At 67.1% G+C, this 2219-nt stretch carries 2 protein-coding genes and 1 pseudogene; all 3 read right to left on the bottom strand.

From position 1 onward, the window contains the following. Nucleotides 1-3: 3 nt before the first annotated feature. Nucleotides 4-336: an EexN family lipoprotein gene (locus DBR23_RS25355; protein WP_056581679.1), complete on the bottom strand. Its 333-nt coding sequence runs from the start codon at nucleotides 334-336 to the stop codon at nucleotides 4-6. A 12-nt stretch (nucleotides 337-348) separates the two neighbouring features. Further along, nucleotides 349-1074, bottom strand: coding sequence for a P-type conjugative transfer protein TrbJ (trbJ, locus tag DBR23_RS25350; protein ID WP_056581676.1), 726 nt, complete (start codon nucleotides 1072-1074; stop codon nucleotides 349-351). Next, a pseudogene (locus tag DBR23_RS31775) lies at nucleotides 1071-2219 on the bottom strand (conjugal transfer protein TrbE); the annotation flags it as partial. The pseudogene DBR23_RS31775 and the gene trbJ, both read right to left, overlap by 4 nt.

The raw sequence follows: 2219 nt of genomic DNA, 5'->3' as shown, positions 1-2219 counted from the left end.
CATTCATGGCGTGTCCTTCGGTTCGGCGGGAACGGCCGGCGCCATGCCATCGGCCGGTTCCTCGAAGCTCGGCGGGATCGGCGGCAGGTCGGCCAGCGTCTGGTATTCATCCGGCCCAGCCTGGCCGGAGAAGAAGCGCCGCCGGAAGGCTTCGGCGGCGGCGCGGCAAGCGTCCTCGCCCGTGGCCTGCCGGTCGTCCGCGCATTGCGCGCGCAATGCCTTGAGCCGCAAGGGATCGGCGGCCAAGGCATCGGCAAGGTGGTCAGCCGGCTGTTCGCTGCAAGCGGCCAGCAGCGCAGCAAGTACCAGAACAGACGGGACGAGGACGCATCGCATAGCGGCCTCCCGTCAGTTGCCGTAGAAATCCACGCGCTGCGGCGTGTATGGCGTGCCATCGCCCAGGAAACGCCGCCGCACCTCGCGGGCGCGTTCCGTGGCCGCGGTCTGCCGTGCCAACTCCAGCGAGGCGGCCCGATCTTGCGTGATCTGGAGCCGCTGCGACTGGATCGACTGCTTGGCCTGCAAGGCCAGCAACTGGTTCATGGCCTGCATGGCTTGCAGCGCGCCTTCGGCCGACTGGCTCTTGCCCACGAGGTCGGCCAGCACGCTTTCGTCTTCGCCCAGGTTCTGCGACACCTGGGCCTGCATCCGCATGGTGGTCTGCAAGCCGTTGAGCGTGTTCCGCCAATGCTCCTGCGCATCGCGGTACATCTGGTCGCCGCTGACGGTGGCGGCGTACTGCTCGGGATACAGGCGCTGGAACTCCCGATCCAGATTCGTCACGTCGTAGGCCAGGCCGCGCGCCTGGTCGATCAGCCGCTGCGTGGTCGCCAGATTGGCGCGCAACTGGCCGACCACGCTGGACGGCAGGCTGGCGAGGTTGCGCGCCTGATTCATCAGCATCTGCGCTTCGTTCTGGAGCTGCTGGATCTGGTTATTGATCTGCTCCAGCGTGCGGATCGCGGTCAGCGTGTTCTGCACGAGGTTCGTGGGGTCGATCACAACCCATTGCGCGTGGGCGGTGGCAGTGCAAAGCATGGCCGAGATGGCGGCGGCGACAAGACGCTTTTTCATGGCAGGTTCTCCTGTGGGTGGTCGGTGGTACGGAAAGAACCCGGCGCGAGGCCGGGGAACGAGGCCAGCAGGTCGGCCGCCCAATCGAGGCCGCGATGGCGCAGCCAGGCGCCCGCGAAGCCGGGCACGCCGGCGTCCAGCAGCACGCGGTCTATGTCGCGCTGGTCTTGCGGCGTGGAAGCGCCCGCGAAGGCCAGCGCCGCCTGCCCCAGGTCGAGGTCGAACAGGCGATTGCCGAGGCGGGATTGGTAGTAGTAGTCGCGCTTGGGGCTCGCGGTGGCGACGATCTCGATCTGCCGGCTGTTCAGGCCGAAGCCTTCGTAGATCGTGCGAATCTGCGGTTCCGTCGCCTGCGGGTTGGGCAAGAAAATCCGACTCGCGCAGCTCTCGATGATCGCGGGCGCGATGCTCGAATCCTTGATGTCGGCGAGGCTCTGCGTGGCGAAGATGACGCTGACGTTCTTCTTGCGCAGCGTCTTGAGCCACTGGCGGATGCGTGCGGCAAACACCGGGTCGTCGAGGAACAGCCACGCTTCATCGAGGATCAGCAGCGTGGGCGCCCCGTCGAAGCGTTCATCGAAACGCGCAAAAAGGTAATGCAGCACGGCCATGACGGCGGCCTTGCTGTGCATCAGCTCCTCCATCTCGAAGCACTGCACGTCGGCCATGCCCAGCCGGTCGTGGTCGGCGTCCAGCAGCTTGCCGTGCGCGCCACCCAGCACATAGGGCGACAACGCCTGCCGAAGCGTGTTCGATTGCAGCAGCACGGAAAGCCCGGTCATCGTGCGCTGCTCCACCGGCGCACCGGCGAGACTTCCCAGCGCCGACCAGATGGCCGCGTTCTCGTCTGGGCCGACCGCCACGCCTTCGTGCAGCAAGCGGCCTTCGATCCATTCGGCGGCCCAGGTGCGGTAGCCCTCGCGGTCGATGCGTGCGAGCGGCTGGAAAGCGATTTCGCCATCCGTGCCGAGGTCGTAGTGCTCGCCGCCCAGCCCGAGGATCGTGGCTCGCATCGAGCGCCCCATGTCGAAGGCGAAGATGCGCGAGCCGCGGTAGCGGCGGAACTGCATCGCCAGCGTGGCAAGCAAGACCGACTTGCCCATGCCAGTCGGCCCCGCGACCAGCGTGTGGCCCACGTCGCCGAT

Origin of the sequence: Acidovorax sp. HMWF018, assembly GCF_003061035.1 — a bacterium.
Taxonomy (GTDB): Bacteria; Pseudomonadota; Gammaproteobacteria; order Burkholderiales; family Burkholderiaceae_C; genus Acidovorax; species Acidovorax delafieldii.
Note: the sequence above shows the minus strand (reverse complement) of the source record. Positions and strands in the feature narration are given on the sequence as shown.